This window comes from Paenibacillus sp. JNUCC32 (assembly GCF_014863545.1).
Classification (GTDB): Bacteria; Bacillota; Bacilli; order Paenibacillales; family Paenibacillaceae; genus Paenibacillus_AQ; species Paenibacillus_AQ lautus_A.
The window spans coordinates 1,413,614-1,440,445 of the sequence record NZ_CP062260.1 but is presented as its reverse complement, the minus strand read 5'-3'; the positions used below and the strand labels follow the sequence as shown (position 1 = coordinate 1,440,445).

Sequence of the window (26,832 nt, the reverse complement as noted above, 5' to 3'; positions counted from 1 at the left end):
TCTATGTTCTACATTCGTATGGTTACTTTACTCTGCATGCTCCAGCATCCGAAGTATCATCATGACCGCTTCCGCACGGGTCGCAGATTCCTGAGGTGCAAACCGGTTACCCGAACGTCCGTTCACGATGCCGGCCTCGACCGCGGCTGCGATTTCCTTCTCTGCCCAAGCCGGAATATTCTGCTGATCGCGGAAGTCCGTTCCGGCACCTGGCTGGGTAAGGCCTAGGTAGCGTACGATCATCACCGCCATTTCCGCACGGTTAACGGATTCGTTCGGTTTGAATGTCCCGTCTTGATATCCTTTCACGATGCCTTCGGATACGGCCCATTGAATCGCTTCAAGCGCCCAGGATCCGATGGAGGAGCTGTCTTTGAAGCTCAGTTTCTCAGATCCCGCTTGACCTTTCAGTGCTTTTGCCATCATCACCATAAATTCGGCACGCGTGACCTGACGGTCCGGTTTGAAGGTCTGATCCGGATAGCCGCCAACGATGCCGAGCGAAACCGCCTGCTCAATCGCGGATGAAGCCCAATGTCCGCCGATGTCGGTTAACAGCACCGGCTGGGGTTCCGGCTTCGGTTCTTCTGTCCCTGCTTTCGCCTTACGGTGTATGGTTAATTGATAGGTTTTGGTCGCACCGTTCTCGGCCCGAACCACCAGCTTCAGGACGTTATCCCCTTCCTTCAGCTTGATGACCTGATCATTCTTCAGAGGCTCTCCTTCCAGAAGGACAGCGGCCTTGCCATGCGCAGCCCCAACGCGGAGCTGCACGGATTCCGCATCCGTTTCAAGCCGGTACTCCGTCGTGCTTTCGTTGAACGCAGGGGTTAATGCAGCCGCTACGCCGCCAATGATGACTTCCAGCGCTTTTAATTGATTGTTTCCGGACAAGGGGACTCCACCGCCAGAGGATTCCGATCCCGATGACGGAGGATTCTCGGATGAAGGGATCACCGAAGCGTTATAGGCGCGGATCGCGGCTTGCAGTGCGGTCATTGCGTCCTTGACATCCTTCGCAGTTGCATGATCCTGCTGCGCTATGGCGCTGGCGTTTGCAATCGCGTCACGGAGCGCTGACCTTGCGCCTGCCGGATACTGCCCTGGCGATGAGCCTTCCCGTGTTTCGTCGAGCCTTTGCTGCGCCGAGGCGATTAATCCGATTAACTCGCTCTTGTCCACTCCTGCAGCCGAAGTCGTGACCGAGTTATGGAGTCCCAGGCTCTCGCCGGCAGCGTTATAAGCTTTGACGGTAAAATGATAACGCGTATCCGGCGTAAGCCCGGCTGCGGTATGCGAATACACATCGCTGGTCACGGTCACCACCGGTTCCTCCCGGCCTTTCATATATACGCGATATCCTTCCACGCCATCGCTTGCAGCCGCCTCCGGCCAGCTCATGGTTACACGGTTCGATGTGATCTCCGAAAATTCCAACTCCCCGGGCGTCCATACCGGCGCACCCGGAACGTCTACAGCACTCGTGATCACCGTTAAGATCTCGCTTGGTGGCGATTCCGCTCCATGCTGATCCGAGGCGGTTACTTTGAATTCGTACGGCGTATCCGGCGTAAGCCCTGTCGCTTCGTATACGCTGTCCGTAACGGTGGCCACTTGCTGTCCGTCCTGATACACATGATAGCTCACGACTTGCTGGTCCGGACGGTTCACAGGATCCCAGCCGATTTGAACCGAGGACGACGTGACCTGAAGTGCTTTCAGATTGGTTGGGGCCGCGAGACCCCCTTCATCCGTTGTGAACGTCCATACGTCCGATACCGTTCTTCCCCCGAATTCATCTTGGGCGACGGCATACCAGGAATAGGTTCCATTGGATAACAGTCCTGCCCACGGCTGAGTAACCTCCGTGCCGCTCGCTGCCTTTTGCGGCGTACCGATGGCCTCTCCTCTCAGATGATTCACCTGGATCGAATCGGTGGCTACCCGCTTCAGTTTCGGCTCAAGATCCAGGTTCATCGTAAATTCATCCACGCCCGGATTCGTATAATAATTGTACTTATCCAAGTAAGGAGAGTACGTATTCACGTAAATCTGATTGCTTTCCTTATCAAAATGCAGCAGTCTCAAATATCCGCTGCCGCCGTCCGCATGTCCTTGATAGTCCGCCAGCATCTGATACACGGTTCGGTCCGTATTGCCGTCACCGTCATCGTCCAATTCGTTCTTAAGCAGGCTGGCTCCCGTGTAATGGCCGCTCAATACGGCAACCACGTTCGGATTAGGGACGACTACTTCCTTGTACAGCTTATTGCCTACGCCGGAACGCGTTCCGTTCGCGAGCATGTAATCATGGAAATTCAGGAAAGCGATACGATCCGGATATTCAGCCAGAACCTCGTTCATCCACTTGATATCCTCGTCTTCGACGCCCCATCCCATATACATCATGATGAAGTCGTTGCCTTCGACGGAGACCAGATCGTAATGTCCCCGGTTGTTCTTGTAGGAGCCTCCGTAATAGGGCTGATCCTTATAACGGTCTTCCCCGAAATATTGACCGTAGGTCGTGTAATCCCAATCGTAGCTGCCCACGTCATGATTCCCGGCAAGCACGCCGTGCGGCAGCTTGGCATCCTCCAGCATGTTCATGTAAGCATCGGCACGTTTCCATTGGTATTCGGCTGTTGGATCATTCACGATATCACCGGTATGGAACAAATATTTGATGTTCATCTCATCGATGGAATCAACGATCCATTCGAACTGCTTTTGCTGAATATGCGGATAGAGCTCCGTCAAGAACTGCGTATCGGATACCCATACAAAGGTGTAATCATAATCCCCTCGGGAAGGAATTTCATCCTGTACGATCACATCGACTTTATTATTCTGTACATAGTCTGCTGCCGTCAGTTCGCCTCGAAGCGTAAAATCATCTTCAGACTGGGCAATATGCTTGGTTATTTCCGTCCATTTGCTCAGCTTGTGGTTCCACGCATACATCGTGACCTTGCGGCCGGACACCGTGTGTCCTTCCCAAGCGACTTCGACGCTGTCGCCGGGCTCGACGGCATGCTCCAGCTCTGCCTCGAACCGGATGTAAGGGAATTGAGACGTTGAATCTACGGTGACATATTCATCGTTGGATTCGGATACCCGCTTCAATTCCTCTTCGGTCAGCACAGTTTCGCCCGCAGGGAATCTATCCTTTGGCGGTTCTTCGTCCGAAGCGTTCTTGGACAATTTCACCCGATCCCCGCTTAAAGCATGATACGAATAAGCCTGATGGAAGGAGACCTCGAGCTCGTCATCCGATGGATCGCTGACTTGAACCTTCAGCTCCGGCGACAGCCCGGTGCCGCTCTCCTTATTTGCCGGCGACACCAACACAGGTTTATTCGGATGCTCCTGAGCCGTGTTAAACGTCACGGTTCGTTCCGAGCGGTTGCCGATCTTGTCCACTGCGCGAATTTCCAGCTTATGATCGCCTGGTTCAAGCTCAGCCGAGGAAGTATTGTACGGCAGCTGGATGGCTCGTCCATCGAGCGTAACCTCGACCCGGTCCACGCCCGATACGCGATCCGTGACGGTCACATCGATCGGGATGCCGCCCTTGTAACTCTTGCCCTCTTCAACGGTTGCGCTAATTTCCGGTCCGTTGTTATCTACCAGAACATCGGCAGCTGCTTCAGACTGACCTTTGACCTTCAACTGAATGGAATACGTTCCGTCCGAGACGGCCGAGGTATCCCATGCGTAGGACAATGCATTTACTTTTTCGGCAGGAATGTCGAATTGAAAAGCTACGAAAGGCAGGAAACGTCCATCGTCGCCAAGGTCATGGATCCGTGCGGGATCGCTATATTGCGGATCCCGGATTTCCGTTCCGTCGCCCAAGAGCAGCCGCACGTTGCGCGCATTGAAATCATCCATATTGCCCGTTGGCTTGTCGTCTTCGAAGTAGGTCTTCTCGTTATCGCCGGCCCGAAGGGTAATTTCGTTCGATCCGCTTGTCAGCCACTGCGGTTCGATCGGGACCACGATGGTTTGATAACCGTCAATGTTCGCCTCCGTCTCGAATAGAACCTCCTTGCCGATGGTTACCGTGTTGATTCCATCGTCAATGCCGTCGCCTTCAAATATAAAATAGGCGGAATGCTCCATGGCGGGAGTGCCTTGAACCGGCGTTCCGTCCACTTGAAGCTCCAAATCGGAAGGCCCAGCCCCATCAGCTGCACCCCGAATATACGTGATGCCCGTAACCGTTTGTTGATCTTTAACGTTCAGGCTCGCGCTTGCACCGCTGCCCTTGAGATCAACCTCATATTTAGGGCTCTCCACTTTCTTAAACGTGTTGGACACCGTGAAGAAATACTCCAGCTTGGCATGTCCCAGCAGCTCCAGATAAGGTATCGTATGATGATAGCCTTGCTGTCCTTCCTGAAGCTGTACGACCTTGTAATCGTTCTGTCCGTCGACACGATACGATAACGCGAGCGATGTCACCATGCGGTCATCGTGCGCTTCTGCGGCGATTTCCAGATTGTCTCCCGGCTCCACGTTCGTGGTGGTCGTCCGATTGACAACGGACGGCTCCTTGGTCACGTCGATATGTACCGGCTCCGCGGGCACTTCCGAATGCGCGAGCGAACCCGGCGTAGCCTTATGCTCCAGCTGGGAGATCCGCTGCATTTTTAGACTGCCGTCTTCGGGATATTTATAGAAGATTCCCTGATCGGGACCGTTATGAACTTCACCGTCGTTGTAAAACGCGGACACGACCGGGCGGCCGGTGTTCGTTGCGACCACGAGCTCCCGCATGCGCGAATTAGACATGCCGCCTGAGAATATTTTGACGACATCGGTGTTTTCGTTCAGGTTGGTACCGTAATTATGATTAAAATCAGCAATCGTGGATTTGCTGTTCTGACCGTTTATGATCCAGAAGACCAGCGTGCCTCCGGATGGAATGGTCACCTCGTCGGGTACATGAGCCCACAGGGTGTCGCTCTCCAAGTAACGGTAGCGTATCTTATAATTGCTGAAATCGATGGCTTGATCGGAATTGTTGTAAACCTCGATAAATTCGTAACCGTCGGCGGTTCCTACGTTCGTGGAATCAGGCACAAGCTCGGTGATCAGCAGCTCGGGCACTGGGTTAAGCGCAGTGGGTGTCTGGGCGGAAGCTTGTCCTGCGAGAGCAGTAAACGAGGCAGACATAACGATACAAAGAATCAAGAAACAGGAAATACATCGTTTAAGGACGATCTTAGACATGGAAAACCTCCTAGAAATGATTTTTTGAGCAATCAATTCAGTTTCCCAATTCTCCAGGTCTCCATGGGATCTCCAAATTATAATTAAAGCGTTTTCAACATAACATCCCTCGCGATTTCAACTTAGGCTTTTCCCCTTGAGGGGTCCTTTTCCTCTTCACCTCCCAAGATCAATAATTGCATATTCCGATCGTTTTTTAAACCACTTTATGTAAAATTTGATAAATGATATAAAGGTCCCGATATTCGCTGAACCTCTAGTACAATAGGACAACTTAACGCCGCGTCTTTCTGTCCATGGCATATGGCTCATCCGTTTCTCAAGGTACATATTTCGGGATCCAACAACCTCTATTGTTCGATACTTCAGCACTATGAACGACTTATTTTCAATTCATCTTTGAGCAACAACTCCCGCTCCGGCGTATCTTACATACTGTAACTATTGCTTAATCCGCACAAAAAAAAGACCCCGCGAATGATATCGCAGGATCCTTATCAGTGGGAAGCGATTTTATTATTCATTATGCAGCAATTTTCCAATTGCTAGGGTGCCTTACCTGAAAAGAATCGAAGAAACTTCGCTCTCCTTCTCCTTTTGCGAGTGTTCATGGCGAATCAACTGCCTTTCGGAATGACATGATGTTCTTCCGTCCGTCGATTGACAATACCACTTCCCACTTGTTCTATATTTACCCGGTCCACGGGAAGTGAAACACGCCGGCCCAAATTTCCTTCGAAATCGGATGCCGCTAATGCCTCCTCCGTCACCTTGAATCCACTATAGCGGCTGTTCATTTTGCATCGTTCGGGACAGCTCTACCAGCTTGTTCATGGTTTTCCAATTCCGCATCGTCATCGGTACGCCGAACTTTGCCATTTGCGCCGCCAGCTTGGAATTCCGAACGCTTTCCTTAAACAGCAAATAGATTTCTTCTCCGATCGCTTCAAAAGTTTCTTTATCGTTCACGTAGAGCCTCAATCTCTCAACGTCATCGGGAGTCGGTGCTTCCGGCAGCATGGCAACATAAAGACTCTCAAACTCCGATGCTGCCTCCGCCGCACGTATCGTTTCTTCCGAAAAAGGACAATGCCGGACGATGCCCTCGATTTCCTGCGAGGTTCTGAGTATCACGGTTATCGGGAAGCCGAACGCTTCTTGTATTCCTTGCTCCATTTGGACCTGCAGCGTTTCCTTGGAATCCGCAGATTCGAAGAGCACGTTTCCGCTCTGAATGTATGTTTGCACGCGGGCTAGGCCCATGCCTTCAAGCATTTTTCTTAAGTCGGCCATTTTGATTTTATTGTGTCCGCCGACGTTGATTCCTCGAAGCAAAGCGATATAGATGGTCATTTGAGCATCCTTTCCATGATCATACCTGCCGTCTTCTCGCCGTTCGCGATGCAGTCCGGGATCCCAACGCCATAATATGAACAGCCGGCAAGCATCACGTTAGGATAAAGGTCTTCCATTGCGAGCTCCAGCGACTCCACGACCTGCCTGTGCTTCAGATGATAGTTCGGCATATTCTCATGCCATTTGGTAACTTCGCAGGACACGGGTTCAGCCTCTAAACCTAAGCTCTGACGGATATCCTCCATCCCGACATGCTTCAATTCTTCGTCCGACAATCGGATTAATTGGTCATAATACGGATTGGAGCTTTTGTAGAACAATCGCATCAATAGCCGATTATTCTCGGAGGTGTGCTCCCATTTCCGGCTCGTCCAGGTGCATGCGTCACACTTCAGCTTCGTCCCCTTGGCCGTAATGAATCCCGTGCCGTCGTAAGGAAGCTCTTCATCTCGAATATCATAGGCCAGATACACGCTAATGAGCGACTTCGTATACAATTGGTCAAAATCCTCGTGAAGCCGCGGATCTTCCAGCAGCTCTTTCGCGCTTGATCCCAGCGTGCTTATTACAACAAAATCCGCTTCCATCTGTTCGCCGTTCGCCAGCATCAATCGATAGCCGTTAGGCGTTCTCTCCAGCTTCTCAGCGGCAACGCCCTTGCAGATCTTCGCGCCTGCTTCTGTCAGGCTCCGTTCCAGTGCGTCAATCAAAACCGAGACACCGTCTTTGAAGGAAATAAATTTCTTATTGCCGGTGCCAAGGAACTTCTGTTTATTCTCGGCCAAACCGCCCATGATGCTGCCGTAGGTATTTTTGTACTCCAGCAAATAGGGGAATGTGGACGCAATGGTCAGGTCATGGAGCTCCCCGGAATAGACGCCCGATATGACCGGAGCGATCTGGTTCTGAACAATTTCCTTTCCTAGAAAGGACTCAAGGAATTCTCCCAGGGAATCATGCTTGGTGAACGTCTCATTCGGCGTGTAATAGTCCTTGAGCGCCTCTACCTTCCCCTCCGCGGATACCAGCTCGCTTTCGGTCAAGGATTTCAAGCTAAGCGGTATGCCGAATACGCTCTCCTCGGGGATTTTTTTTAGGCCGTCGTTTGTATATATGAAAGAAGTCCCCGTGGCATTGTACACAACCTGGTCCGTTATCTGAAGCTCCTCCAGAAGCGGCGCCACATTCGTTTTCCGGGATACGATCGAATCCGCTCCGGTTTCCATAATAAATTCACCGTTCTGGACGGTTCGGATTTTGCCTCCCAGCACATCGCTTGCCTCAACCAGCACCAAGTCCATGTCCCGTCGATGCTGTTTCAGCTCTTTTTGCAGATAATATAAGGTCGAAAGTCCGGTAATGCCGCCGCCGATGACTACGGTAGTTGTCACTGTACATACACCTCTATTATGTAGGTTTATATCAATAATATATAATGTTACGTTACCATTGTATCCAATTCCTAAGTATATCATAGTGGCCGTTCATTCGTCGGGTGCCATTCCCTCAATATTGTGAACAGAACCGTTCACAGCCACCGATTTCCCGGACATCGCCCCTGAACAAGCTATAATTGTTCGTGCTGCACTCATGATCCAGGTGCTGGGATGGTCGTCGACAGCAAAAAACTCCGCGAGATCACTCGCAGAGTTTTTTTCGTGGGAAGCGGTTATATCCATTCTGACGCTATCATTCCATTGCTTTAATAGCTTAAGGTGTACGCCGGAATAATTCAGGCTGTGTCGTCCTTATTCCTTGTTTCGTTGTACATGGGTATCAAATCCTTTCGGTAATTCCGACTTAACGTCTTGTTATCCGTCTGGTGTTGATGTGTTTCCACTTCCCACTTAGGATATATATACCCGGTGCAAGGGCGATGAAACAGGTCAGGCATTCCTTTTTTGCGCCGCCCGGGTACGTCTTAATTATCCTCCGTCAATACTTCGAGCAAGCCCGCCGGGAGCTCATACTTGCGGTTGTTGATCTGGATGCTTTTTAATTCCTCAAGAAGCGAATCGTCGCTTTCCGAATCCTTAATGGCCTGCACTTCGCGATGCAATTGCTCCATCTGACGGTCCAGCGCGTTGGCGGTATCCGCCGCCTTCTTAAGCTCTTCGAGCAGGTGCTGGGGAACCGACTTATTATATTTGTAAAAGATCTTATGCTCCAGACTCGCCCAGAAATCCATGGCAATCGTTCGAATCTGGACTTCAACGCATACCTTCTCCACCCGGTCAGAGAAAAAGACGGGCACTTCCACTAACAGATGCAAGCTTTGGTATCCGTTCGGCTTCGGATTCTTGATGTAGTCCTTGACGTTCAGGACCGTTAAATCGCTTTGATTCTGCAGCATGTCGCTGATTTTGTAAATGTCGGTAATGAATGAACAGGTGATTCGTAAACCCGCAATGTCCTTAATGTTATCTTCTATGGAACGGAGCGATATGTTTCCGCCCTTGCGAAGCAGCTTCTTCATGATGCTCTCCGGCGATTTCAGGCGGGATTTCGTATGCTCGATCGGGCTATAGTCATGAAGAGCCTGAAACTCTTCTTTTAATATCTCCATCTTGGTTTCGATCTCATCTAAGGCGAATTTGTATTTCATCATGAATCGGGTAATTTCGTTCCGAATGATTTTGAGCTGTTCGATTTGCAAAGAATTCATGGGATACTTCCTTTCGATTGTGTGATTCAGAGCCGTGACGACTCGAGTAGTAAATAAAAACAAAACGCGTTGCTAACATTCTAGAAGTTCTGTCCCTCTTTAAATAGTAGTTGATATTGAGGTGCGACTGCAACTTTAGTGCAATAACGTCAAAAAGACGCCGCAACTACAAACGTCGCAGGCGTCTTTATCTTATGCTTATTCATTCCAATCATTGCGGCAAGGATTAAGCCGCTAAACCAACCTGGATTCAGGAGGACAATGTAGAAAACATCTGGCCCAATTTCGCAGCTGCTTCGATCTCCAAGGCCTTGATCTCCTCTACCAGCGATATCGCCGTTGCTGCTTGTTCTGCCGAATTAGGCTCGCCACCCTTCGGAAATGGAAACATCCCATGCAGGACACTGAACTTCTTACAGATCTCCGTATACAGCGCGGCGGCATCTTCGAACGATGCCGTCAGATCCGGACCGTCCTCCATGGCTTTCGGCCAAGCGCTCACCAGTTCCTTGAAGAACTCGGCGGCATAGTACCGGGCATCCCGCAGCACTTCGATGTTGTAAGCATGACCATTCGGCTCTATTTCACGACCATGCAGCGATTCAATCCAAGCATCGTAGGCGGCGATTCCCTTCACAGCCGTCGGCACCGCGTTTTCCTTTCCTTCATATAACTCGGTGGCGGTTTCCAGTGCCAGTCGCAGCTGCTGCCGAAGCGTCAAATCCACGGAACCCTCAATCGCCAAGACGAATATTTCTTCCAAGACGCTCTTGCCCAGATTTTCGTAAGGCAGCGTATCGACTCTTCCGCACTCCTCCGCATATAAGGTTCTCGTCTCGTCATCGTACCCGTACAGCGTTCCGAACTCCGGAAAGAAAATATCCCAGGCCAGGACGGGATATCCGCGATCCAATGAGGCATGGATCAAATCAAGGGCTCTTGGCAGCTCTTGATGAATGCTGCGTTTATTCATCGCTCCCTTTTCCATAAGGGCAGGATCCAGCAGATTGGCGTTTGTCCCGATGCCGTCCGACATGCCGTCGACGAATTTGGAATGGAAGCCGATATTATGAAGGCCGCGGGATAAAGATTCGCCGAAAAAATAGGCGGTCGGGCCCGCGATATGGACATCATTCGGTATGATATTGATCCGGAATGCATGCCCCGTCAGCCCCATGACCATCGGAAGCGATAGCTTGCGGTCTGTAAACTGAAGCATTTTGTACGTGGCATCCGCTGCGGATGTCCAGGTTTTGGTTTCTTTCATCGGTCCTTCGTAAGGCAATATGTTCTTCTTCATAATTCCCAGGTCCCTTCTCGTCTTAATATAAGAGTCAACGGTAACGCGGATTTTTTCTTGGATCACTTTTTTCCGTGATCTCGAAATAATCTGGTACACATTGGCCGAAGAGAGCTGAAACAAGTCGGCAATTTCCTGCGGGGACAGCTGATCGAAAAAATGGGATTCGAAAATAAGCCTTTCGCGCGGCTTCAGGCATTGAATGATGCCGGTTAAAGCACGCAGCGTTTCCTGCTGCACGATGCGCTCCTCCGGTACGTTAAAACCCGAGGCCGCTTCGCTTGCGGAATGGTTGAGCCTGCCCAGAATGCTGTCCAGATCGTTCCATTGCTCCAGACTCCCCGAACCGTTAACTCTTCCCATGCCTTCTAGCTCGGTGAAAGTCTGCTCTTTGCACGCGGAGCTCCCTTTAAGGCGGGTATAGGCCTGATTCCGGACGATGCGGTGCATCCATGGAAGGAAGCGCCGGGCATCCACCAATTTGCCAAGATGCATGAATGCTCGGATCAGGGCATCTTGCACCACGTCTTCTGCTAAGTAGGACTCCCGCGTTATCGCTCTGGCATAACCATACACCTTGGAGCGATGGCGCCGAACAAGCTCCCCGAATGCTTCCCGTTCCCCTGCCTGCGAGTATTTCACCAGCTCGTCATCTTCCATCTCATCCCATTGAATCGCACTGTCTGCTGTCGTTTCCAATTGCTCGAACCCTCTTTCGTATCGTTGACTACTTATATGACCTGAAAAGATCGTCATTTCTGACAATATCACTCGAGAAATAGTATAGCTTTTTTTGCATTTGAAGCGACCAAAAAAACGTCCCAAGCTGACCTGAACCCTCGGTCGCTTGGAACGTTCCCCGCCTTTTCACGCTTATATGGCATCCGCGGCGGCCTGTTGAACCTCCCGGCGAAAATGTCCCGGTTCAGGACGCGTTAGGCCCAGATGCTCCCTCAGTGTATGGCCGCTGTATTCGGAACGGAACAGGCCCCGTTCTTGGAGCACCGGGATAACCGCATCCACGAACTCGTCCAGATCTCCCGGCAGCACCGGAGGCATGATATTAAATCCGTCGCAGGCATAACCTTCGAACCAATCCTGCATCATGTCGGCCAACTGCTCGGGCGTCCCGACAAATGGCATATGACCTCTCGAGGTCAGTATCTTTCTTCCTAACTCTAAGATCGACAGATTATCCTGATAAGCCATGTCCATATATAACTGGACCCGGCTTTTCATGCCGTTGGATGCGGCCACGGGGTCCGGGATGTTTCTTGGGAGCGGCTGGTCCGGCGGATAACCGCTCAGGTCGTAATTCAGGAACCCGGACAGAACGGCGATCGCCGAAGCTGGCGGAATCAATTCCAGCAGTTCTTGCGCTTTGCGCCGTGCCTCCTCCTCGGTTGAGCCGATGACAGGCGACAGGCCCGGCATGATTTTCAGGCTTCCGCTTGCTCTTCCATAATGGGACAGCTTCGAGTGCACGCTGGCGTAAAACGCCTGCGCTGCCTTCTTGGACTGCTGTGCCGTAAAGATGACCTCGCCATATTGAGCGGCAAAGTCCTGTCCCGGACCGGAAGAACCGGCCTGTATCAGGACGGGGTAGCCTTGCGGCGGCCTCGGAACGTTCAGCGGGCCTTTCGTGGAATACCATTGCCCGTTAAAGTCCACGGAACGCACCTTCGCTCCATCGGCAAATTTCCCGGACTCCCGATCCAGCACAAGGGCATCGTCTTCCCAGCTGTCCCATAACCGGGTAACCGCTTCAACAAACTCGCGTGCCATTTCGTAACGCAAGCCATGCTCCGGGTGCTCCGGCTTGCCGTAATTGTGGGCTTCGATGTCAAGCTGGGACGTCACGATATTCCAGCCCGCTCTTCCCCCGCTGATCCAATCGAGAGAAGCAAATTTCCGAGCCACGTTATATGGCTCATTGTACGTTGTGGAGACCGTGGCGGTCAGCCCCAGTTTGTCCGTCACGGCGGAGAGTGCGGATAACAGCGTTAACGGGTCCAGCATGCCGGAAGCGGAATTTTCGACCTGGGTCACGTACAGCAAATCGGCAAAAAACATCATGTCGAACTTTCCCCGCTCTGCCGTGGCTGCCAGCTGCTTATACAGCTCAATGCCAAACATGCCCTCCACGTCCGAGGTTGGATGACGCCATCCGGCGTGATGATGTCCTGCATAATAGATAAACGCTCCCAGGTGCATCTGATGATCTCTGCGGTTGGTTGTCCCCATCTTCGTACCACTCCAATTCATATAAAATTGTCAGCCAACCATCCTTGATCAGCCCTTATATGTCTCTCTCCAGCCCAGCAGCCTGGATTCCAGCCGGCGTACAACGGAATCGGAGAGCTTGCCCACGACTGCAAAAATAATAATGCCTACAAACACAATGTCCGTTTGGGAATAGGCTCGGGCGTCTTGAATCATGTATCCGATGCCCGCGCTGGTCCCCATCATCTCCGCTACGACCAGCACAAGCCAGGAAACGCCGAGCGACAGGCGGATGCCAAGCAAGATGTTCGGCAGTGCAGCCGGTACGATCAACCGGATCAGCAGCTGCAGCTTTGAATATTGAAAGATCCTCGATACTTCATATAGCTTTGCATCCACGCTGCGAATGCCAAGGAAGGTATTTACATAGATCGGGAAAAAGGCTCCGAGGGAGATCATGAGAATCTTCGAGAATTCCCCGATGCCGAACCATAGAATAAACAGCGGAATCAGCGATAATAACGGTACGGTACGCAGCATTTGAAATGAAGGGTCCAGCGTACGCTCCGCCATTTTGCCAAGCCCCGTGGACAATCCCAGAGCCAGCCCCGTCAAGCCGCCCAGCAAAAAGCCCGATAGCGCTCGAAGGAGACTGATCCGAAAATGCTCCCACAGCTCGCCGTTGGCCCCCAAACTCGAGAATTGCTTGGCTATCGTAAGCGGAGTAGGCAGCAGGGACGCCGAAATCCAGCCAAATCCGCCGGCTGCCTGCCATAAAGCCAAGATCGCTGCGGGCACAAGCCAGGCATGGAGGGGCTTTGGAATGGCCTTCAGCCAGTCCCGCCCCCCTGTTTCTGAAGTGTCTGCATGACTTCTCATGACGAGTCGCCTCCCTTATAGCTGTCCTGCCAACGCAGAAGTCTGCCTTCGAGCCCTTTGACGAGGGAATCCGACAGCTTCCCGACGAGCGCAAACACCAAAATTCCAACGAAGACCACCGTGGTCCAGGAGAAGGAACGCGCATCATTGATGATATAACCGATGCCGGAGCTGGAACCCATCAGCTCCGCCACAACCAGGCCAAGCCATGCCACCCCGATCGAGAGGCGTATGCCGAGGAAAATATGGGGCAGCGAAGCGGGAACGATCAGCCTGCGGATCATATCCCAACGGCTGAATTGCAGGACGCGGGCTACGTCAAACAGCCTGTTGTCCACGGAGCGGATGCCGAGGAATGTGTTCACGTAGAGCGGAAAGAACGAGCCCTTGGCAATAAGCAGGATTTTCGAGGTTTCCCCGAATCCGAACCATAGAATGAACAGCGGCGCAATGGCCAGATGGGGAAGCGTCCGCAGCATTTGCAAGGTAGGATCGACAAGCCGCTCGGCCTTGTACGAGAAACCAACCCATATCCCCGCGGCCAAACCGAGGCTGCCGCCGAGCAGAAACCCGAGCAGCGCTCGCCAGGATGAGATGCCCAAATGGCGAATCAGCTCGCCGGAGCTTGTTAAATGAACGAATTCCTTCCAGATATCGAGCGGAGTCGGAAGCAGGATCGGATTGAGCCAACCCATGGCCCCAGCCGCCTGCCACGCGATGATGATAAAGAGCGGAACAAGCCAGCCGATCCATGCATGGGTAAGTTTAAACAGGAACCTGCGGTCAATCCGCTTAGGACGGAGACGGGTTTCGACGGGGTCGGCGGTCACGACAACCGCCCCTTTGCTGATCCCTTCCGGGAGCATAAGCGCTACCTCCTTTCAATTTCAGATGATGTGCCGCTTATTGGGTTGCAGCCTCAATGTACTGATTATCAAACACCTCTTTGACCTGGATTTTTTTGCGGATCGTTTTTTGCTCGAATTGGAAGTCGGCGGTTTTCTGCTGCTCCGCGATGATGTCATCCGTTACGGGAATGTTGATCGACCTTGAACGGTCAAACGTGCCTTGAATGACTTCCTGCGGGATGCCGCGCTCATCGGCGTAACGTTTAATCGCCTCCGCTTCGTTTTCTTTCTCCCAGGCGAGAGTCTTGTTCAGCACGGTCAGATAGAGCGTGACCAAATCCGGATATTGATCGGCAAAATCCTTCCGCACGATATTGAACGAAGGCGACAGGACGCCAAGCTGCTCGCCGTCCGCCAGCACGTTGCCTTTGCCTGTCAGCGTGTTCAAGGTAATGTACGGGTCCCAGGTTGCCCAGGCGTCGACGCCGCCCGATTCGAATGCAGGCTGGGCTTCGTCGGGCTGAAGCTGAATGATTTCGATGTCGGATACCTTGAGTCCTTGATCCGCCAATCCCCGGTACAAAAAGTTAAAGGCATTGCTCCCTTTGGTTACCGCTACCTTCTTTCCCTTCAGATCACTGAGGGTCTGCGCAGTGCTATCCGGCGGCACGATGATGGCCACATTCTTCTGGCCGTGCAAGCTCTGGGAGATAACCTTAAACGGAATATCGGCCGCCTGGGCGGCGATAATCGGCATATTGCCGAGCCCCGCAAAGTCCAGACGATTCGAAGCCATCGCTTCGGTCATGGGAGGGCCGCTCTGAAACTCTGCCCACTCCACCTTGACGCCTAGCTTGCCGAACTCCTCCTCGAACCATCTCTCCTCGCGCGCCTTGCCGAACAAACCGCCGCTTCCCTGGACCCCGAGCCGTACGGTCAAATCTGTGTATTTGCCGTCTGCTCCCTTCTTGACGGCTTCAGCCGCGGGCTGGCTGTTTGCCCCGGCGCAGCCGGATGCGAAGACGGAAAGGATAAGCAATAGCATAATGGCGACGTTCTTTTTCTTTGTATTCATGATCAGATTCTCTCCCCCTGTTCTCGTTCTCTATCGTTCATTTCGTTTGACGCTCGACAACCCTGGACCGATTAAATTCCTGCACCGGTATCGAACTCCGGTTCTTCCACTTTCTCGAACTCTCGCAGCACTTTGGTTCGCAGCTCCTGGAAGGAGGATCCGGTCCGTTTCCGCGGAAACGGCAGATCGATCGGCAGGATGGAACGAATATGGCCCGGTCTCGGGTTCATAATGACGACCCGCTCGCCAAGAAACACAGCCTCATCCAGATCATGGGTAACAAATAGCATGGTCGTGCGGTTATTTTGCCAGATGTCCAGCAGCACCTCCTGCATATGGGAGCGAGTGAACGCATCCAGCGCGCCAAAAGGTTCATCCAGCAGCAGCACGTCCGGATTCCGCAGCAGCGCCCTGGCGATGGCTACCCGCTGGGCCATCCCTCCCGACAGCTCCCTGGGATATGCCTTCTCGAAGCCTTTCAGCCGAACGAGCTCAATGAATTCATCCACCTTTTTCCGGACGTCCTTCTGCTTCAGCGATAAATTGCCTGCGATATTCTTTTCCACCGTCAGCCATGGAAACAAGCGCGGCTCTTGAAATATAAACCCCTTCTCGATGCTTGGGCCCGATATCGGCTTGTCATTCAGCAGGACGCTTCCCTCGTACGATGTATCCAGGCCGGCAACGATTTTGAGCAAGGTGCTCTTCCCGCAACCGCTCGGTCCGATCAATGTGATGAATTCCCCTTTACGAACCCGCAAGTCAATGCCTTTCAGCGCCGTAACATTCCCTGTCGGGGCTTGAAAAATTTTGTTTACCTGTTCAATAATCAATGTGTCTGCTGACATTTTCCTCACCATCCCATATTATAATTATTCACACCTGTTTACTTGGTTAAGAGGTGAAAAAAAAGAGATATCACGCTGCTCAAAGTACGCTCAATCGTCGTACTTGTTCCTTTGCGTGATATCTCCAGTTATCTGGTCGATAATCTTGGTATTCATTTGGTATGCCGTTATATTACAACTGCTGGTAATGGTTGTCAAACCTTTTTTTCGTTCCCTGGTAACAGGTTTGTCAGAATATATTCAACACCAGCAATGGACAAATACCGCCCAATAATGCGACAATATACTCTGCATGTCATATCTTATATAGTAAGAATAACGAAATTTGCACCATTGCGCTTATAAAAGCAACATTGCACCTATAGGAAGGGAACGAAAGCATGGCTCAATTATTTTTCAAGTACGGCTCCATGAACAGTGGTAAATCCATCGAGATTTTGAAAGTCGCCCATAACTACGAAGAACAGAACAAACCGGTGCTTCTCTTTACGTCCGCTCTCGATGACCGGGATGCCGTCGGTTATGTATCGTCGCGAATCGGCCTCCGCCGTGAAGCGATACCTATATCCGATACGACCGATATCTACGGGATCGTGAAGGATCATCAGCCTAAGCCCTACTGCGTTCTTGTTGACGAATGCCAGTTCCTGTCCAAGGACAGCATCCTCCAGCTCGTTCGAATCGTCGATGAGCTTAACGTGCCTGTCATGGGCTTCGGACTAAAGAACGACTTCCGCAACGAGCTGTTTGAAGGCAGCCGCTGGATGCTGATTTACGCCGATAAAATCGAGGAAATGAAGACGATCTGCTGGTTCTGCGAGCGCAAAGCGATCATGAACCTTCGCGTCATCGACGGCAAGCCCGTCTATGCCGGCGAACAGATCCTGATCGGCGGGAATGATACCTACTTCCCTGTCTGCCGCAAATGCCATACCAATCCCCCTTTAGCATAGGACGTTATCGCAATCAAACCACCTTTTTACGTTAGGAGTTGGTCATCCATGCCGATCGTCAGACCGTTATTGACCGACCAGGACTTTCAAGAAGTCATGGAGCAGCAGATCCGTATACGCATCTTCAAGGATAATCATTTGATTGATTCCGGGAGTCTTGTCATCCGTTTCACCGACGATACCGTCATTACGCAATCCAGCGTCAGTTCGCTCGGCTATCACAAACGGGACGAATGCGAGTTTTTTGAAGTACGGAAGTGATCGGCGGATTGCCGATCACGAAAACAGCGGCCCTCTGCAGAACTTATCTGCAGAGGGCCGCTTCGTTAATCAGCGTATCAAGACGATAGCTTAAACGTATCCCTAATGAATATCGGACTTTGCCATGCTTCCGCCCAGCACGTCCGCGACATTTTGAATCGAAATAAATGCGTTCTTGTCTATCTCCTGCACCACGGTCTTCAGCTTCGCAATCTCCAGCCTGGTGATGACGCAATAAATCATCTGCGTGTCCTCTTTCGAATATCCGCCCTTAGCATAGATCATGGTCGTGCTGCGTCCCAGACGCTGCATGATGGCACTCGAAATTTCCTCATATTCGTTGGATATAATCGTAACGGATTTGGACTCGTCCAAGCCCTCTACCACAATATCCATCACTTTTGCCGCTATGTAGTATGAGAAGATCGAATACATCGCCGAATCTGCACCGAATACAAACCCTGCGGTAATGAATATGAAAACGTTGATGATCATGATGATCTGACCGACCGGCATTCGCAGCTTCTTGGACAGCAGGATGGCTACGATCTCCGTCCCGTCAAGCGCACCGCCGTAACGGATGACAAGACCGACCCCGAGGCCCAGAACCAATCCGCCGAATAATACCGCCAAAATCTTCTCGTTCGTGAACGGATCTACATGATGCAGGAAGGTTGTCGCCACCGACAGCACCACGATTCCGTACAGCGTGGAAAACGCAAACGTTTTGCCAATCTGCTTATAACCGATAAACAGAAACGGTAAGTTGATGATAAACAGGAATACCCCCAATTTGATGGGCGTAATCGATGATAATACGATGGAAATACCGGTAATTCCACCATCGATGATTTCGTTGGGCACCAGGAAGATCTCAAGCGCCACGGCCATCAGAATTGCACCGACGGTGATAAAGATGAACCGTTTCAGAATTTCGCCGACTGTCAGTTTTTTGTGATTTTTGACCATGCCATTCTCCTTTTGTATCATTTTTCACACGCTAAAGCCTGTCGAAGAACCATTGTATTAAAAAAAGGAATGGCGTGTCAATGTTGACACACCATGTCACATGGATCTTTCAGACCATGACCGGGTCCCCCGGACATAAGGAGTACAGTCCCGCCCCATATACCTTTCGATCTATTCCTGACCCATCGCTGCAGGGCATGACCGAATCGACTGGAACCGGGCAGGGCCAATACTTGCAATTTATAATATTGATTCCGGTTATGATATAATATATTCCATCCGCGATCGACGAGAAAATACATAATTTACCCCAGGCAGGGAGAGGATTTACTCATCATGTTGGAATGGCTTCAGAACGTGTGGACCCATATGAAAGAAATTGACATGGATCAAGTGCAGGGATGGCTGCAGCAGTACTCGCGGCTGGGTCCCATTCCGGGTATTTTGCTTCCATTTATAGAGGCGTTTCTCCCCTTTCTGCCCCTCATCGTCCTGGTGATGGGAAACTCCGCAGCCTATGGTTTATGGTGGGGATTCCTGCTGTCCTGGATCGGCGTTTGCCTTGGATCCGTCACGGTGTTTTGGATTGTTCGCAAGCTGGGAGGCAAACTGGGATTGCTTATACAAAAAAGAATGCCGGGTTCCCAGCGTTTCTTCCATTGGATTGAAGAAAAGGGCTTTACGCCGATCTTCATCCTGTACTGCTTTCCCTTTACGCCTTCCTCGCTGATCAATATCGCATCCGGCATCAGCACGGTATCGGCTACAACGTTCACGATCGCCGTTATGGCAGGCAAATCCGTAATGATCTTCATGGTGGCATTCATCGGACATGACTGGCAGGCCTTTATCCAGCAGCCTTGGCGCATTCTTATCGCGGCCGTCGTCCTCTGGCTGTTGTGGCTGGCCGGCAAAAAGATGGAAAACCGTTACCATCACGATGATCAGTCCGGAAGCGTCGTCATCAGCAGTAAAAAGACGAAGCGTTAGATGTTTAACAAGAAGACCCGCCGGTCCCGATTGCTGGGATGGCGGGTCTTGTTATTTATGGGCGTGCTATGTTGGAAATCATCATGTTCACTCCAATACGTATGCCGCCAGTTTATGCACCGTTTCAAAGCCCGCACGATGATACAGCTGGAGCGCCCCTGCATTGTCCTGGTCCACGCATAGCGAGATTTCTTCCAGCTGCAGGACCTGGAATAAATAATGGAGCGCTTGATCAAGCAGGATCCGGCCATAGCCTTTGCGCCGGAAATGTTCGGATACCGCAATGTACTCTATGCTTCCTTCCTGGAATTCGGGGTCTCCCTCCACATACACATACCCGGCGAAACGGCCATCTTCCGTAAGTATGAAGAGCCGGTGATCCTCATCCAGCTTCCGCAAAATAGACTCCGAGCTGAGATAGGTATTCGGGAAGGCCTTGCCATGCAGATCCGCGAACTCATCCCAATACTCGGGCGTGATATCCTGCAATCCAGGCGCGGCATTCGTTAACAAGGTGGATTTTTGGAATCTCAGTACATGATGCACGCCTGTCTTTCTTCCCCCTTTGTCCTCCATAAACCTCGCAGCGGACAGATGAGCTGCATTATAAAATCCGAAATAGCGTGATACGCTGCCATTCAGCTTCGTTGTTCCTTCAACCCATAGCTCCTTCGCCAATCGATGCCAAAGCTCGCCTTGTCCATCGATAAAAGGTCCCCATATCTCAGCAGTTCCCTCTTCTTCGTCCACATCGAAACCCAATGCGCCTACCATCTGATCTTGATCATAGATCACGGTAAATCGCTGGCTGCTCAGCCGGCCATTTTCCGAAAAATCTTCCAGCAGCGTGCTATAAATCTCCCCTTCCTGTTCGCCGCAATATCCGACATGATGATGACGATCCCCATTCATTCGGGCAAGAAAGGAAGACAGCTCTCTTATTTTCGTTTGATCTGTATCCAATACCATCTGTACACATTCTCCTTGTTCAGGATCAGCTTTCCTAGCGTGATATCCCATCACTCCGCGAACCCGTTTTGGTCAATTTTACCACGAAATGATATTCGTGAGCCAGGCATGCAATCCAGAAATGGGCTTCCCATATGCTTGGAAAGCCCATCTCATCTTCTCCATTATTCATCGGGAACTTGTTTACGGTTTGCGGTCATCCTTTCTCGGAATGTTCGGCCTTCCGGGAATCGCGCATGCGTTCACGTTCACGCTTGAGAGCAGGCTTCAGGTCATCATGAACGCTTTTCTCCCACATGGATACCCCAGACCGGTAAGCCGCCCTCCCGTTCAAGTGGCCGGCAACCGGACCCGTAATGAAAACGAACACGATCCCCAGCAGCAGCTTCGCGCTGACATGCTCCAAGTAAAAGGTGAAATATAGAAATGCGCCCGCAAGAATAAAGAGGACGCCAAGGGTAGCGCTCTTCGTGGCTGCGTGGGATCTCATGTACACATCCGGCAGGCGAATCAGGCCGAATGCGCTCAATGCGCCGAGTAAAGCTCCGAGCAGCACCATCAGCGCAATCAGAAACTCACCGATCTGACTCATCGTTTGTGCGTTCAATGACGTCACCCCTTTCGATATATCTGGCGAGTGCGGTCGTTCCGATAAACGTTAGAATTCCGATCAGCAATATGATGTCAAAATAGACCGTTGTGCGGAAGAGCATGCACAGCACAGCGATCATGGACAACAGGATGATTCCGATCGTATCCAGCGACATGATCCGGTCGTTCATGGAGGGTCCCTTGATCAAGCGATACAAGCAGCCCAGGATGGCAAGCGACAAAATCACCAGCGAAGCAATCAGCATGCTCTGGATCATGTGCGGGTCACCTCCTTGATCGCCCGTTCGAAGGTACCGCGAATCTGATTCGACAGCTCTTCGACGTCCTCGATATCCATCGCATGAATATAAAGCGTCTGACCCTCGCGCGACACTTCCAGGGTAAGCGTTCCTGGCGTCAAGCAGATCAGGCACGATAGCACCGTGATCTCCCAATCGGATTTCAGCTCCGTGGAGTAAGCGAAGATGCCGGGACGAACGTTCAGCTTCGGTCTTATGATCTGACCGATGACCGTGACGCTCGATTTAAACAGTTCGCTTAGAAACAAGAGCAGCAGCATCAGGATGGACCACAGCTTGCGCAAATAGAAGTCGTTCGGCCAGAAGCGCCGCAGCATATAAATGAGCAAGATGCCGATCAGGTATCCAACAATGAATTGCTGGGGAGACCAGTTATTGTTCAGGAACATCCAGACAATGGCAATGATGATATTTAACAGGATTTGATGGCCCATATCCACTACTCCTTTAATACGGCATGAATGTATAGTGACGGATCGGATAATACGGCGCTTGCTTGGGAGGTATAGGAATATACCCATTCTGAACCGACCCCCAGGACAATCACTATGATCGCAAGCCCGATCGCTCCCGCATATGCGGTCCGATGGATTCTGACCGGCCGCGATTCGTTAGGCCCTGGGAATTCGCCCCAGAATGCTCCCATAAACACTTTGATCAGGGAGTAGAGCACCGCCAGGCTTGATGCCAGCGCCAATCCCGTCAGCGCATAATGCCCCTCGCTCAGTCCGCCGCGAACGATAAGGACTTTGCCAAGAAATCCGCTAAGCGGCGGGATGCCGACCAGCGCCAGCGCCACGATGAAGAACATCCACCCTACCAGGGGATGGCGCTTCATCAGGCCGCCCATTTCGCTCAGCTTGCTCGCGCCCGCGCTCGCCATGATGATACCGCCCAGAATAAACAGCAGCGCCTTAGCGATCATATCATGCATCAAATAGAACACGGCTCCGTTTAAGGAATCGGAGGAGGCCACTGCTACACCAAAGGCGATGAAGCCCACGCTAATGATGATGTTGTAATTCAGGATGCGTCCGAGATCCTTATACGCAACCGCGCCCAAGCTGCCCAGAACGAGCGTAGCTGCGGCCATCCAGCCGATGACGGCGTGAATGTTGCCGGTATCGTGATGGAAGATCAGCGTAAAGGTTCGAATAATCGCATATAACCCGACCTTCGTCAGCAGGGCGCCGAACAGAGCCGTTACGGCCGCCGGAGGTGCGCTGTAGGAACCGGGCAGCCAGAAGAACAGGAACAAGCCTGCCTTCAGTGCGAATACGATCAGGAACAAAAGGCCAATGACCGACAAGATTCCGTCCTGCTGTACTTCTGCCACACGCAGGGACAGATGCGCCATGTTCAGCGTGCCGACCGTGCCGTACAAATAAGCTACGGCTGCAACAAACAAGGTGGATGAAATAATGTTAATCAGCATGTACTTCAAGGTTTCTCTCAGCTGTCGCTTGGTGCCGCCCAGCACGATCAGCGCATAGGAAGCGATCAGCATGACCTCAAAGCAGACAAACAGGTTGAACAGATCCCCCGTCAGAAACGATCCGATCACGCCGGCCAGCAGAAATTGAAAAAAGGGATAGAAGTAATGCTTCTCTCTCTCTTCCCCGATGCTCCGAAAAGCATAGAACAGGCAGGCTCCCGCAACGATCAGCGTCGTAAGCACCAGCAGTGCGGCCAGCATGTCCGCCACGAACACGATCCCGTACGGGGGCTGCCATCCGCCCATATGAAGCGTCTGGATGCCTTCGTTACTCACCTGGTTGACGATGAACAGGGCACAAAGCAGGTTGATTAGAATACTAACCGCGCTGATCCACCGCTGCGCGCGGACGTATTTGGAACAGAAAATAAGCATGACGGCCGTAACCAAAGGAATCAGGAGCGGAAGCACAATCACGTTATTCATCGTCCATCCCCCTTAACTCCTCCATGTTGTCCGTGCCCAACCGTTGATATGCTTTATAAGCCAGTACGAAAAAGAACGACGTGACGCCAAAGCTGATGACGATGGACGTCAAAATCAATGCTTGCGGAACCGGATCAACGTAAGAGGAGGCCTCCTCGCCAAGCAGCGGCGCAGCCCCGGTCTTCAGCCTTGACATGGTCAGCAGCAGCAGATGGACGCCGTGGGTTAACAGCGAAGTGCCAAGAATGATCCGCAGCAGGCTCTTGGATAAGATCTGGTAGATCCCAACCGCGAAAATAATTCCGATGGCAAGCGACATATATAGTTCCATGGTCAGTTATCCCTCCCGATCGAATTGATGATGGTCATCGTCACGCCGACTACGGCCAAATAAACGCCGAGGTCGAAGAGAACCGCAGTAGCCAGCTCCGTTTTCCCGAGCAGCGGCAGGTTGAAATAACCGAAGGAATGACTTAAGAACGGTGCGTTAAAAGCAAAGGAGCCGATCCCTGTAAGCAGGGCGATGGCAAGTCCCGCCGCCGTAACCTTTCGGAACTCGAAAGGCACGATCTTGCGGGTCATATCCATGCCGAAAGCCATGGATAACAGAACCAGTGCCGCAGAGGTCATCAGTCCTCCGATAAATCCGCCGCCCGGCTCATGGTGTCCCGAGTTGAACAGGAACCAGGAGAAGGTTACCACGATAAAGATAACCACCTTGGATACGGTTCGAAGAATGACATCATTGCTGTTGGGCAGATATGCCCCTTCATAACGATCCCGCTCTCCCAGAATCCCTTCTCCCAAATCGATTTTGATCAAGGCATAAATTCCAAGGGATGCAATGCCCAGAACCGTAATTTCAAGCAGGGTATCAAAGCCGCGGAAATCCACCAGAATGACGTTGACGATATTTTTGCCGCCGGCAGAGCGATAGCTCTCTTGAATGAAGTAATCCGCAATGGAGTCGAAAGTCCTGCCGCTGCTCGCAGCCAGGGCGATCAAGGTTACGACAGCACCGACGCCTGCCGAAATAAGCAGATTTCTCCATTTCAAGCTCATCGGCACCTTCTCCCGCTTCAGCTTCGGCAGATGATAGAAACAGAGCAGGAACAGCATCACGGATACCGTCTCGACGACCATCTGGGTCAGCGCCAAATCCGGCGCCCGGAACAGGACGAAGAACAGAGTCACCATGTAACCGGCAGCACCGGTCAATATGATCGCCATCAGTCGCGTCCGGACGAACGGCAGCGCGATGACCGGAATGACCAGGCCGAGTATGGCGACGGCCTCATAGAAGGACATCGGCGCGTAAGCGGTCCTATCAAACCCGATATTGTCGATCAGCAGAAGCCCCCCGCCAAGAACGGCTATAAAAAACACGAAGATATACATCACGTAATGACGGAGAGAGCCTGTCATATAGGTTGAGGTCAGCGCTTCGCCGCCTCTTTCGAGAACGCGCAATCCCCCGTCATACAGTTTGTTCCATGTCCATCGCTTCATCAGCGATGTATTCAATATTCGAGCTCTGCCGTGAATTTTATACAGCACGGTACCGAGAACAATGATGCCGATGGTCATGAAAATCTCCGTCGTCCAGCCGTGCCACATTTCGATGTGTACGTGAAAACGATCCTCCGCCCCGAGCAGCCCTGGATGAATCGCGGCCATCGCCGGTTCGATGAGCGCTTGGGACAACAGGTTCGGAAACAAACCGAACACGATGGCGAGCGATGCCAGAATGACCGGTGGAATCAGCATTCCCAGCGGGGCTTCGTGCGGCTTCTTCTCCAGCTTTTCAGGCTGGAAGCGTCCGGTAAAGGTTTTGAAGACCAGGATCATGCTGTACAGGAACGTAAACACGCTGGCAATCCAGGCGACGACCGGGATCAGTATGCCCCAGGTCTCTGCATTCCAGAAATTCATGTCAGAGGCCTGAAGGACCGCCGTAAAGAACATCTCTTTACTCAAAAATCCGTTGAACGGAGGCAGCCCGGCCATGGAAAAAGCCCCTATGACTGCCACGGTAAACGTAATCGGCATAAGCGACATCAGCCCGCCGAGCTTCCGCAGATCCCGGGTGCCCGTCTCATGATCCACGATGCCGACGACCATAAACAAGGCGCCTTTGAATATGGCATGATTCATCAGATGAAAGATGGCCGCCGTCGTCGCTTTCGCGTAGAGCAGCGTGTCCACGCCGCCTCCATAATAAGCGGCGGCGGAGCCCAGACCGAGCAAGCTCATGATCAGCCCCAATTGGCTGATGGTGGAGAATGCCAGCAGCGCTTTTAGATCCGTCTGCTTGATCGCGCGGATCGAAGCGTAAATCAGCGTGGTCAAGCCCGTTATCGCTACGATCCAGAACCAGGATGCCTGCCCGGCAAACACCGGACTAAACCTGGCCACCAAATAGATCCCGGCCTTCACCATGGTCGCGGAGTGCAGATAAGCACTTACCGGAGTCGGTGCTTCCATCGCATCCGGCAGCCAAATATGGAACGGAAACTGCGCGGACTTGGTGAAGGCCCCGAGCAGGATCAGAATCATGGCCGGAATAAACATCGCATTTCCGGCAATGCTCCCCACATCGGCGACGATCTCCCGTACGCTAAAGGTGCCCGTCATGACATAAAGCAGGATAAACCCCGCGAACATGGCAAGTCCGCCGAATACGGTGATGAGCATGGATTTTAAGGCTCCGTATCTGGAGCGGTCCCGATGATGCCAGAATGCAATCAGCAGGAAGGACGAGATACTGGTCAGTTCCCAGAAGCCGTACAGCACCATCAAATTATCGGAGAGCACGACGCCCAGCATGGCGCCCATGAACAGTAGCAGGTACACATAGAATCTGTGGACCGCTTCCTTGTTTTTATCCATATAAAAGATAGAGTACAGGACAACGAGTGAACCAATGCCGGATATTAATAGTGCAAAAATCAAGCTTAATCCATCCAAATAAACGGTAAAGTTTATTCCCGCTCTTGGAATCCATTCCAGGACGGCTTGGAGCTGTTCACCTCCCTGAATGGTTGGGATAACTCCCAAAAAATAGGCGAACAGGGCAATCGGGACCGGCAAAACCACCCATCCGGTGTGGACGCGGCCGATGAGCTTGTAGGTCAGCATAACCACAAGCGCTACGATAAAAGGTGCCAAAACGGCGATGTGCAGCAAAGACAAAGTCTACTCCTCCTATAGTCCGATTTTTCCTTCATTAGTAGTATTTCCCCATAATTTAGGCATAAGTCCAAAAAAACACAAAAAGAGCCCGCTGTTGGCAGGCTCCTCCAGGTAAAACCATATGGTATTTTTTCGAATCACACTGAAAATCAGTATATCTTGAGATCAAAGCTTTGTCAAAGGGTATGTCGGGGAATGAAGTGGAGGCTCTCGGGAAATTACTGTATGTAAAGG

The 26,832-nt window shown here is 51.8% G+C and carries 21 protein-coding genes; 3 read left to right on the top strand and 18 right to left on the bottom strand.

Annotated features, from left to right (window positions below):
- Positions 1 to 27: 27 nt before the first annotated feature.
- The 10 genes from JNUCC32_RS06670 to JNUCC32_RS06625 all read right to left on the bottom strand — a co-directional run bounded on the left by JNUCC32_RS06670 (position 28) and on the right by JNUCC32_RS06625 (position 16,432).
- Positions 28 to 5,238: an S-layer homology domain-containing protein gene (locus JNUCC32_RS06670; RefSeq protein ID WP_192571431.1), complete on the bottom strand. Its 5,211-nt coding sequence runs from the start codon at positions 5,236 to 5,238 to the stop codon at positions 28 to 30.
- Between the two features lie 780 nt (positions 5,239 to 6,018).
- Positions 6,019 to 6,591 carry a DUF1697 domain-containing protein gene (locus tag JNUCC32_RS06665; protein WP_096774295.1) on the bottom strand — a complete coding sequence of 191 codons (573 nt, stop codon included), beginning with the start codon at positions 6,589 to 6,591 and terminating at the stop codon, positions 6,019 to 6,021.
- Positions 6,588 to 7,985: a protoporphyrinogen oxidase gene (locus JNUCC32_RS06660; RefSeq protein WP_192571430.1), complete on the bottom strand. Its 1,398-nt coding sequence runs from the start codon at positions 7,983 to 7,985 to the stop codon at positions 6,588 to 6,590. The genes JNUCC32_RS06665 and JNUCC32_RS06660 overlap by 4 nt, the downstream gene beginning before the upstream one ends.
- A 530-nt stretch (positions 7,986 to 8,515) precedes the next feature.
- Positions 8,516 to 9,259, bottom strand: coding sequence for a GTP pyrophosphokinase (locus JNUCC32_RS06655; RefSeq protein ID WP_015736042.1), 744 nt, complete (start codon positions 9,257 to 9,259; stop codon positions 8,516 to 8,518).
- A gap of 250 nt (positions 9,260 to 9,509) precedes the next feature.
- Entirely contained in the window at positions 9,510 to 11,258 is a 1,749-nt protein-coding gene (locus JNUCC32_RS06650) for an RNA polymerase sigma factor (protein WP_096774297.1), read from the bottom strand.
- Between the two features lie 174 nt (positions 11,259 to 11,432).
- Positions 11,433 to 12,803: an LLM class flavin-dependent oxidoreductase gene (locus JNUCC32_RS06645; RefSeq protein WP_192571429.1), complete on the bottom strand. Its 1,371-nt coding sequence runs from the start codon at positions 12,801 to 12,803 to the stop codon at positions 11,433 to 11,435.
- Positions 12,804 to 12,851: 48 nt separating this feature from the next.
- A complete protein-coding gene (locus JNUCC32_RS06640) occupies positions 12,852 to 13,661 on the bottom strand; it encodes an ABC transporter permease (protein WP_192571428.1) in 810 nt (269 codons plus the stop codon).
- Positions 13,658 to 14,527 carry an ABC transporter permease gene (locus JNUCC32_RS06635; RefSeq protein WP_192571427.1) on the bottom strand — a complete coding sequence of 290 codons (870 nt, stop codon included), beginning with the start codon at positions 14,525 to 14,527 and terminating at the stop codon, positions 13,658 to 13,660. The genes JNUCC32_RS06640 and JNUCC32_RS06635 overlap by 4 nt, the downstream gene beginning before the upstream one ends.
- A 37-nt stretch (positions 14,528 to 14,564) precedes the next feature.
- The gene (locus JNUCC32_RS06630; RefSeq protein WP_096774301.1) at positions 14,565 to 15,584 is read right to left on the bottom strand and encodes an aliphatic sulfonate ABC transporter substrate-binding protein; all 1,020 of its coding nucleotides are present in this window, start codon (positions 15,582 to 15,584) and stop codon (positions 14,565 to 14,567) included.
- Positions 15,585 to 15,655: 71 nt separating this feature from the next.
- A complete protein-coding gene (locus tag JNUCC32_RS06625) occupies positions 15,656 to 16,432 on the bottom strand; it encodes an ABC transporter ATP-binding protein (RefSeq protein WP_096774302.1) in 777 nt (258 codons plus the stop codon).
- 380 nt (positions 16,433 to 16,812) lie between these two features.
- Between JNUCC32_RS06625 and JNUCC32_RS06620 the strand changes: the two genes are divergently transcribed.
- Together JNUCC32_RS06620 and JNUCC32_RS06615 are read left to right on the top strand one after the other, a co-directional pair.
- On the top strand, positions 16,813 to 17,385 hold the full coding sequence (locus tag JNUCC32_RS06620) for a thymidine kinase (protein ID WP_036661246.1): 573 nt from the start codon (positions 16,813 to 16,815) through the stop codon (positions 17,383 to 17,385).
- Between the two features lie 48 nt (positions 17,386 to 17,433).
- Complete coding sequence (locus JNUCC32_RS06615) at positions 17,434 to 17,646, top strand: hypothetical protein (RefSeq protein WP_009592426.1); 213 nt, start codon at positions 17,434 to 17,436, stop codon at positions 17,644 to 17,646.
- Between the two features lie 102 nt (positions 17,647 to 17,748).
- Here JNUCC32_RS06615 and JNUCC32_RS06610 read toward each other — a convergent pair whose 3' ends face one another.
- On the bottom strand, positions 17,749 to 18,615 hold the full coding sequence (locus tag JNUCC32_RS06610; RefSeq protein ID WP_009592439.1) for a YitT family protein: 867 nt from the start codon (positions 18,613 to 18,615) through the stop codon (positions 17,749 to 17,751).
- A gap of 336 nt (positions 18,616 to 18,951) precedes the next feature.
- On the opposite strand from JNUCC32_RS06610, the gene JNUCC32_RS06605 reads away from it, so the two are divergent.
- Complete coding sequence (locus JNUCC32_RS06605; protein WP_192571426.1) at positions 18,952 to 19,605, top strand: TVP38/TMEM64 family protein; 654 nt, start codon at positions 18,952 to 18,954, stop codon at positions 19,603 to 19,605.
- Positions 19,606 to 19,692: 87 nt separating this feature from the next.
- Here the strand turns inward: JNUCC32_RS06605 and JNUCC32_RS06600 are convergent, their stop codons facing one another.
- The 7 genes from JNUCC32_RS06600 to JNUCC32_RS06570 all read right to left on the bottom strand — a co-directional run bounded on the left by JNUCC32_RS06600 (position 19,693) and on the right by JNUCC32_RS06570 (position 26,598).
- Positions 19,693 to 20,574, bottom strand: a complete 882-nt coding sequence (locus tag JNUCC32_RS06600) for a GNAT family N-acetyltransferase (RefSeq protein WP_192571425.1) — start codon at positions 20,572 to 20,574, stop codon at positions 19,693 to 19,695.
- 196 nt (positions 20,575 to 20,770) lie between these two features.
- Positions 20,771 to 21,166 carry a monovalent cation/H(+) antiporter subunit G gene (mnhG, locus tag JNUCC32_RS06595; protein ID WP_015736053.1) on the bottom strand — a complete coding sequence of 132 codons (396 nt, stop codon included), beginning with the start codon at positions 21,164 to 21,166 and terminating at the stop codon, positions 20,771 to 20,773.
- Entirely contained in the window at positions 21,150 to 21,443 is a 294-nt protein-coding gene (locus tag JNUCC32_RS06590; RefSeq protein ID WP_009592424.1) for a Na(+)/H(+) antiporter subunit F1, read from the bottom strand. Before JNUCC32_RS06590 ends, mnhG begins: the two co-directional genes overlap by 17 nt.
- A complete protein-coding gene (locus tag JNUCC32_RS06585) occupies positions 21,440 to 21,919 on the bottom strand; it encodes a Na+/H+ antiporter subunit E (RefSeq protein ID WP_015736054.1) in 480 nt (159 codons plus the stop codon). Before JNUCC32_RS06585 ends, JNUCC32_RS06590 begins: the two co-directional genes overlap by 4 nt.
- A 5-nt stretch (positions 21,920 to 21,924) precedes the next feature.
- Complete coding sequence (locus JNUCC32_RS06580) at positions 21,925 to 23,406, bottom strand: Na+/H+ antiporter subunit D (protein ID WP_192571424.1); 1,482 nt, start codon at positions 23,404 to 23,406, stop codon at positions 21,925 to 21,927.
- Positions 23,399 to 23,737, bottom strand: a complete 339-nt coding sequence (locus tag JNUCC32_RS06575; protein WP_096774307.1) for a Na(+)/H(+) antiporter subunit C — start codon at positions 23,735 to 23,737, stop codon at positions 23,399 to 23,401. Before JNUCC32_RS06575 ends, JNUCC32_RS06580 begins: the two co-directional genes overlap by 8 nt.
- A 2-nt stretch (positions 23,738 to 23,739) precedes the next feature.
- Entirely contained in the window at positions 23,740 to 26,598 is a 2,859-nt protein-coding gene (locus tag JNUCC32_RS06570; protein ID WP_192571423.1) for a Na+/H+ antiporter subunit A, read from the bottom strand.
- Positions 26,599 to 26,832 lie beyond the last annotated feature (234 nt).

Coding starts and splice junctions, on each gene's coding strand:
- JNUCC32_RS06670 (WP_192571431.1), bottom strand. CDS start 5,238: ATGTCTAAGATCGTCCTTAAACGATGTATTTCCTGTTTCTTGATTCTT.
- JNUCC32_RS06665 (WP_096774295.1), bottom strand. CDS start 6,591: ATGACCATCTATATCGCTTTGCTTCGAGGAATCAACGTCGGCGGACAC.
- JNUCC32_RS06655 (WP_015736042.1), bottom strand. CDS start 9,259: ATGAATTCTTTGCAAATCGAACAGCTCAAAATCATTCGGAACGAAATT.
- JNUCC32_RS06645 (WP_192571429.1), bottom strand. CDS start 12,803: ATGGGGACAACCAACCGCAGAGATCATCAGATGCACCTGGGAGCGTTT.
- JNUCC32_RS06640 (WP_192571428.1), bottom strand. CDS start 13,661: ATGAGAAGTCATGCAGACACTTCAGAAACAGGGGGGCGGGACTGGCTG.
- JNUCC32_RS06635 (WP_192571427.1), bottom strand. CDS start 14,527: ATGCTCCCGGAAGGGATCAGCAAAGGGGCGGTTGTCGTGACCGCCGAC.
- JNUCC32_RS06630 (WP_096774301.1), bottom strand. CDS start 15,584: ATGAATACAAAGAAAAAGAACGTCGCCATTATGCTATTGCTTATCCTT.
- JNUCC32_RS06625 (WP_096774302.1), bottom strand. CDS start 16,432: ATGTCAGCAGACACATTGATTATTGAACAGGTAAACAAAATTTTTCAA.
- JNUCC32_RS06620 (WP_036661246.1), top strand. CDS start 16,813: ATGGCTCAATTATTTTTCAAGTACGGCTCCATGAACAGTGGTAAATCC.
- JNUCC32_RS06615 (WP_009592426.1), top strand. CDS start 17,434: ATGCCGATCGTCAGACCGTTATTGACCGACCAGGACTTTCAAGAAGTC.
- JNUCC32_RS06610 (WP_009592439.1), bottom strand. CDS start 18,615: ATGGTCAAAAATCACAAAAAACTGACAGTCGGCGAAATTCTGAAACGG.
- JNUCC32_RS06605 (WP_192571426.1), top strand. CDS start 18,952: ATGTTGGAATGGCTTCAGAACGTGTGGACCCATATGAAAGAAATTGAC.
- JNUCC32_RS06600 (WP_192571425.1), bottom strand. CDS start 20,574: ATGGTATTGGATACAGATCAAACGAAAATAAGAGAGCTGTCTTCCTTT.
- mnhG (WP_015736053.1), bottom strand. CDS start 21,166: ATGAGTCAGATCGGTGAGTTTCTGATTGCGCTGATGGTGCTGCTCGGA.
- JNUCC32_RS06590 (WP_009592424.1), bottom strand. CDS start 21,443: ATGATCCAGAGCATGCTGATTGCTTCGCTGGTGATTTTGTCGCTTGCC.
- JNUCC32_RS06585 (WP_015736054.1), bottom strand. CDS start 21,919: ATGGGCCATCAAATCCTGTTAAATATCATCATTGCCATTGTCTGGATG.
- JNUCC32_RS06580 (WP_192571424.1), bottom strand. CDS start 23,406: ATGAATAACGTGATTGTGCTTCCGCTCCTGATTCCTTTGGTTACGGCC.
- JNUCC32_RS06575 (WP_096774307.1), bottom strand. CDS start 23,737: ATGGAACTATATATGTCGCTTGCCATCGGAATTATTTTCGCGGTTGGG.